Here is a 5,992-nt window from a genome sequence, read left to right as displayed (position 1 = left end):
GGACGCACCGACCCCCTCTGTCACCTTTGGTGACATCTCCCCCTCAAGGGGGGAGATTAGGTCGCTCTACCCATCGGGGTAGCTTGCCGCAGACCTGCTCATCGTCTATCGCCGATGGACGATGACTGATTCCCTTATGGAAACAAACGCACCTGGCTGCACCCCGGACAGCCGAGCCGTTGCCACCCGGCTGGCAGCACTTTCGCACCCGGCTCGGATCGAAATCCTGAAATACTTGTCCGCAAGCAACTCCTGCTACTGCCGCGAAGTCGTCGATCGGTTCGATCTGGCGCAGTCCACCGTGTCACAACATCTGAAAATACTGGTCGAAGCCGGGCTGGTTCGCTTCGAGCCCGATCGCCAGCGTTCGCGCTATGCGATCGACCGTGCCGCGCTCGCCGATGTTTCTGCATCGGTGGCCGCCCTCGTCAATTCCTGCTGCTCCGGCCGCTGAAAATAAGAAGAAGGCGCCAAAAATGGCCGAAAAAACCGTCTCCGACTCCTCGACCTTCAAGACGCTGCTCAATTTGTGGCCCTATATGTGGCCGGCGGATCGCGCCGATCTGAGAGCCCGGGTCACCTGGGCGACGCTGTTGCTCGTCGTCGCCAAGCTGACGCTGGTCGCCGGTCCCTATTTCTTCAAATGGGCAACGGACGCGCTGGCCGGCGACTCCAAATCGGTGCCACCGCTGCCGACATTTCTGCTGGCGCCGGTCATGCTGGTCGTCGCCTACAATGTCGTGCGCCTGGTGCAGCTTGGCTTCAATCAGCTGCGCGACGCGCTGTTTGCACGCGTCGGCCAATACGCGGTGCGCCAGCTCGCCTTCCGCACCTTCGTTCACATGCACCAACTATCGCTGCGCTTCCACTTGGAGCGTCGCACCGGCGGCCTGTCGCGCATCATCGAGCGCGGCACCAAGGGCATCGAGACGATCGTGCGCTTCATCATGCTCAACACGGCGCCGACCATCCTCGAATTCGCGCTGACCACCGGCATCTTCGCCTACACCTATGGCTGGAAATATGTGGTCGTCGTCGCGGTCACCGTCTGGGTCTATGTCTGGTTCACGGTGCGCGCCAGCGACTGGCGCATCTCGATCCGCCGCGACATGAACGACAGCGACACCGACGCCAACACCAAGGCGATCGACTCGCTGCTCAATTACGAAACGGTCAAATATTTCAACAACGAAAGCATGGAAGCCGAGCGCTTCGACCGCTCCATGGCACGCTACGAGGTCGCCGCGACGCGCATCTGGACCTCGCTCGGCTGGCTGAATTTCGGCCAGGGCATCATCTTCGGCCTCGGCACCGTCATCGTCATGTGCATGTCGGCGCTTGAAGTGCAGGCCGGCACGCAGACGGTCGGTGACTTCGTCTTCATCAACGCCATGCTGATGCAGCTGTCGGTGCCGCTCAATTTCATCGGCTTCATCTACCGCGAAATCCGCCAGGGGCTGACCGACATCGAGCAGATGTTCGACCTTCTGGATGTGCCGCAGGAGATCGTCGACAAGCCGGATGCCAGGCCGCTCGCCGTGAGCGCCGGCAAGGTCGAGTTCCGCGACGTGCATTTTTCCTATGACCCGAACCGCAAGATCCTGAAGGGCATCAGCTTCGAGGTGCCGGCCGGCAAGACCGTCGCCATTGTCGGGCCTTCGGGTGCCGGCAAATCGACCATCTCGCGGCTTCTGTTCCGCTTTTACGACGTTCAGTCCGGCCAGGTGTTGATCGACGGCCAGGATATCAGGGACGTGACGCAGGAGAGCCTGCGTGGCGCGATCGGCATGGTGCCGCAGGACACCGTGCTGTTCAACGACACCATCGCCTACAACATCCGCTACGGCCGCATCGGAGCCAGCGAGGAGGACATGCAGAAAGCCGCTGAACTAGCCCAGATCGGTCCGTTCATCGAGCGATTGCCTGACGGCTACAAGTCGATGGTCGGCGAACGCGGGCTGAAGCTTTCGGGCGGCGAAAAGCAGCGCGTGGCGATCGCCCGCACCATCCTGAAGGCGCCGCCGATCCTGATGCTCGACGAAGCGACCTCGGCGCTCGACAGTCACACCGAGCAGGAGATCCAGGCCGCGCTCGATCTGGTCAGCCGTGGCCGCACCACCATCGTCATCGCCCACCGCCTGTCGACGGTAATCACGGCCGATGAGATCATCGTGCTGCAGGACGGCCAGATCGCCGAGCGCGGCACCCATGCCGAGCTGATGCGCAAGCATGGCCTCTACGCCTCGATGTGGGACCGCCAGCGCGAGGCGACCGAGGCCGAGGAGCGCCTACGCATCGCCCGCGAGGGCGACGAGCTTGGCGTTGTCGTTCGTCGGCGAACGTCGGAGGTGAATTGAAAGTTCGGCGCATGACCTGATTTTTGCGCTTGACCTCAACATAAGTTGAGATTGTAGGCCGTTCCTGGAGCCCAAAAAACACCATGATCCAGGAACGGAGAAATCGAAATGAGCAAGACAAATCAGAGCGTTGACGGCCGCAGCGTGTTCAGGGTGGACAAGTTCGTCGTGCCTGCCGCCGCCCGCGAGGAGATACTCGCCAAGGTCAGGACAACGCATGAATTGCTGCGCCTGCAGCAGGGGTTCGTGCAGGATTTCCTGCTCGAGCAATTCTCAGGGCCGGGCGAGTTCAACCTTGTGACCATCGTCGAATGGGAAAGCCAGGCAGCCATCGACAACGTCGTGCCGATCGTCAAGGCCGCGCACGAGCGCATCGCTTTCAACCCGCACGAGACGATCGCCCGGCTCGGCGTGCGCGCCGACATCGCCAACTATCAGCGGGTTCCGGGGCTTTAGAAAAGCCGTTACGGCAAACCGATGCCAGGTGCCGGCGCTTCGACGCTGAATATGGCATTCCCCATTGTTGCGTTGCGGCGAGGGGGGCTTTCGGCTATTGAGGCCCCACCTGAAACGGAGCCCGTTTACACCCGATGAGCCTTGTCGATACGGTCAAGAACGCATTCGTACCGATCCATCGCGAAGGCTATCCCTTCATCGCGGCCTTTGGCGCGGCGACGCTTTTCCTCGGCTATTTCTCCTCGATCCTGTTCTGGATCGGTCTGATCCTGACGGCCTGGTGCGTTTATTTCTTCCGCGATCCCGAGCGCGTCACGCCGGTCGATGACCGCCTGGTGGTCAGCCCCGCCGACGGCATCATCTCGGCGGTCGGACCCGCCGTGCCGCCGCGCGAACTCGGCCTCGGCAATGCAGAGATGACCCGGATCTCGGTGTTCATGAACGTCTTCTCCTGCCACGTGAACCGCGCCCCGGTGCGCGGCCGTATTGCGAAAATCGAGCACCGGCCGGGCAAATTCCTCAATGCCGAACTCGACAAGGCAAGCACCGAGAACGAGCGCAACGGCCTGGTCATCGAGAGCCCCAACGGCACGGTCGCGGCCGTCCAGATCGCCGGCCTGGTGGCGCGCCGCATCGTCTGTTGGGCCGAGGCCGGCGGCTCAATCGGCACTGGCGAGCGTTTCGGCCTGATCCGCTTCGGCTCGCGTGTCGATGTGTTCCTGCCCCTGACCGCCACGCCGCGCGTTGCCGTCGGCCAGACGGCGGTTGGCGGCGAAACCGTGCTGGCCGAATTCGGCGGTGTTGCCGGCACGCCTCTTGTTCGGGTTTCCTGACCGGTGGGCACGCAATACAAAAAGTTCGAGGCCCATGCCAGCGGCGGTCCGCGCATCCGCGAAATCCCGATGCGCATGGTGCTGCCCAATCTGGTCACCGTGCTCGCCATCTGCGCCGGCCTGTCCGGCATCCGCTTCGGCTTCGAAGGCCGCTTCGAGCCGGCGGTGGTGATGGTGCTGCTTGCCGCCTTCCTCGACGGCATCGACGGCCGTCTGGCGCGGATGTTGAAGGCGACCTCCAAATTCGGCGCTCAGATGGATTCGCTGGCCGACATCGTCAATTTCGGCGTGGCGCCGGCTCTGGTGCTCTATGCCTTCCTGCTCGACCGCGCCGGCTCGCCGGGCTGGATCGCGGCACTGCTGTTCGCCATCGCCTGCGGGTTGCGCCTCGCCCGTTTCAACGTGCTCGACGACGAGAAGGGCGATCGCCCCATATGGCAGTCCGAATATTTCGTCGGCGTGCCGGCGCCGGCGGGCGCCGTGCTGGTGATGCTGCCGCTCTATCTCTATTTCCTGCGCACAGGGCTGGAGCCCAGTCGCCCCGCCGCCTTCGTCGCCACCGGCTTCACCATCCTGGTCGCCTTCCTGCTGGTCAGCCGGCTGCCGGTCTATTCCGGCAAGAGCCTAAGGATCCCGGGCGACAGGGTGTTGCCGATCATCCTCGGTGTCGTACTCTACGTGCTCCTGCTGATGACCTATCCCTGGTACACGCTGACCGCCTCGGTCGCCGGCTACCTGATCTTCCTGCCATTCAGCGTGCGCGCCTATTCGAAGCGCGCCAAGCGCGAGGGCGAGAAAGTGCCGCCCTCCGATATAGGTTAGAAAATTCGCAGAAGTGCTTGATCTGACTCAGGCCGCGACGCCGAGCCCCAGCCTGTCGATCGCCAATTTCCTCGTCGACACATAGTCGGTCTTGCCGGAACCCAGCACCGGGATTTCCTCCACCTTGACGATGTCGTTCGGCACCATCAGTTCGGCGGCGCCCGCCTGTTTGCCGAATTTGCGCAGCTCGTCGGGATTGGCATCGTCGGCGGTGGTGACCAGCACGATGCGCTCGCCGCGTCTCTTGTCCGGCACCGCCACAGCCGCGTGGCGCTCCTCCGGCCACAGCGACTGCACCAGCATCTCGACCGCCCCCAGCGACACCATCTCGCCGGCGATCTTGGCGAAGCGCTTGGCGCGGCCGCGAATGGTGATGAAGCCCTCGCGGTCGACGGCGACGATGTCGCCGGTATCGTGCCAGCCGGTCAGCGGCTGCAACTCACCGGGGCGGTCCGACGTCATGTAGCCCATCATCAGGTTCGGCCCGTCGAGCCACAATTGGCCGGCGTCGGAGATGCCCTCGACCGGCTCCAGCTTCATGCGCATGGCAGGCAGCAGCCGGCCGACCGTGCCGTCGCGGCCATGGATTGCCGTGTTGACGGCAACCACCGGTGCCGCCTCGGTCAGCCCGAAACCTTCGATGATCTCGGCCTGGAAGCGCTCGCGATAGACGCGGCGGGTTTCCGGCTTCACCGCCTCGGCGCCGGCGACGACGAAGCGCAGGCTGGAAAAATCGCCGTCCTTGGCGGTGCGCGCATAGTTGGCGAGGAACGTGTCGGTGCCGAACATAATGGTCGGCTTCACCTTGCGCGCCACCTCGGGGATGATCTTGTAGTGCAGCGGCGAGGGGTAGAGGAACAGCTTTACCCCGGTGACCAGCGGCAGGATGGTGCCGCCCGTCAGGCCGAAGGAGTGGAACACCGGCAGCACGTTGAGCAGGATGTCGGCCGGCGAGATGGTGATCCGCGCCTCGGCCTGCATGGCGTTGGCGTACAGGTTCTTGTGCGACAGCACGACCGCCTTCGGCGTGCCTTCCGAGCCCGAAGTAAACAGAATCACGGCCGGCTTGGCCGCATCCTGCCGCTGCAGCGGCCAGCGCCACAGCAGAGCGGCGGCAAGCTTGTCCAGCGCGGTAACGCTCTCCCGCACATCCTCCAGCCACAGCAGCTTGGCGCCGCCTTTTTCGACCGCCGCGACGATATCGGCCAGATCGGCCTTCTCGACGAATGCGCGGGAGGAAATCACGGTCCTTATCACCGCCGTGCGCACGGCCGCGGTGACGCTCGCCGGTCCGGCCGTATAGTTGATCATCGCCGCCACCCGGCCGGCCGACAGAAGGCCGGTGAGCGACAGCACGACGCCGTTGGCATTGGGCAGCATCACGCCGACCGCCTCGCCCGGAGCCGTCACCGCCTCAAAGCGCCTGCCCAGGACGCGGGCGCCGATGAACAGCTTGCGGTAGGTCAGCGCCCCGGAGATCACGTCCTCGATGATGGTATGCGAAGCGCCGACGCGGTCGGCCTG

6 protein-coding genes are annotated in these 5,992 nt (G+C 64.0%); 5 read left to right on the top strand and 1 reads right to left on the bottom strand.

Going from position 1 to position 5,992, the window contains the following annotated elements; all coding sequences use genetic code 11:
- The first annotated feature begins 121 nt into the window (after positions 1-121).
- The 5 genes from EN893_RS14935 to EN893_RS14915 all read left to right on the top strand — a co-directional run bounded on the left by EN893_RS14935 (position 122) and on the right by EN893_RS14915 (position 4,468).
- Positions 122-454, top strand: a complete 333-nt coding sequence (locus tag EN893_RS14935; RefSeq protein WP_127268240.1) for a metalloregulator ArsR/SmtB family transcription factor — start codon at positions 122-124, stop codon at positions 452-454.
- A gap of 22 nt (positions 455-476) precedes the next feature.
- Positions 477-2,357 carry an ABC transporter ATP-binding protein/permease gene (locus EN893_RS14930; RefSeq protein WP_127268239.1) on the top strand — a complete coding sequence of 627 codons (1,881 nt, stop codon included), beginning with the start codon at positions 477-479 and terminating at the stop codon, positions 2,355-2,357.
- 108 nt (positions 2,358-2,465) lie between these two features.
- Complete coding sequence (locus tag EN893_RS14925; protein WP_127268238.1) at positions 2,466-2,813, top strand: antibiotic biosynthesis monooxygenase; 348 nt, start codon at positions 2,466-2,468, stop codon at positions 2,811-2,813.
- Between the two features lie 134 nt (positions 2,814-2,947).
- On the top strand, positions 2,948-3,646 hold the full coding sequence (locus EN893_RS14920) for a phosphatidylserine decarboxylase (RefSeq protein WP_127268237.1): 699 nt from the start codon (positions 2,948-2,950) through the stop codon (positions 3,644-3,646).
- 75 nt (positions 3,647-3,721) lie between these two features.
- Positions 3,722-4,468, top strand: coding sequence for a phosphatidylcholine/phosphatidylserine synthase (locus EN893_RS14915; RefSeq protein ID WP_236383118.1), 747 nt, complete (start codon positions 3,722-3,724; stop codon positions 4,466-4,468).
- 27 nt (positions 4,469-4,495) lie between these two features.
- Here the strand turns inward: EN893_RS14915 and EN893_RS14910 are convergent.
- Positions 4,496-5,992 (bottom strand): AMP-binding protein (locus EN893_RS14910; protein WP_128361617.1); only part of this gene is annotated, 1,497 nt, incomplete at its 5' end.

The organism is Mesorhizobium sp. M7A.F.Ca.CA.004.04.2.1, assembly GCF_004022825.1.
Lineage (GTDB): Bacteria > Pseudomonadota > Alphaproteobacteria > Rhizobiales > Rhizobiaceae > Mesorhizobium.
The sequence above is the reverse complement of the archived record's forward strand: the minus strand, read 5'-3'. Positions and strand labels throughout refer to the sequence as shown.

Coding starts and splice junctions, on each gene's coding strand:
- EN893_RS14935 (WP_127268240.1), top strand. CDS start 122: ATGACTGATTCCCTTATGGAAACAAACGCACCTGGCTGCACCCCGGAC.
- EN893_RS14930 (WP_127268239.1), top strand. CDS start 477: ATGGCCGAAAAAACCGTCTCCGACTCCTCGACCTTCAAGACGCTGCTC.
- EN893_RS14925 (WP_127268238.1), top strand. CDS start 2,466: ATGAGCAAGACAAATCAGAGCGTTGACGGCCGCAGCGTGTTCAGGGTG.
- EN893_RS14920 (WP_127268237.1), top strand. CDS start 2,948: ATGAGCCTTGTCGATACGGTCAAGAACGCATTCGTACCGATCCATCGC.
- EN893_RS14915 (WP_236383118.1), top strand. CDS start 3,722: ATGGTGCTGCCCAATCTGGTCACCGTGCTCGCCATCTGCGCCGGCCTG.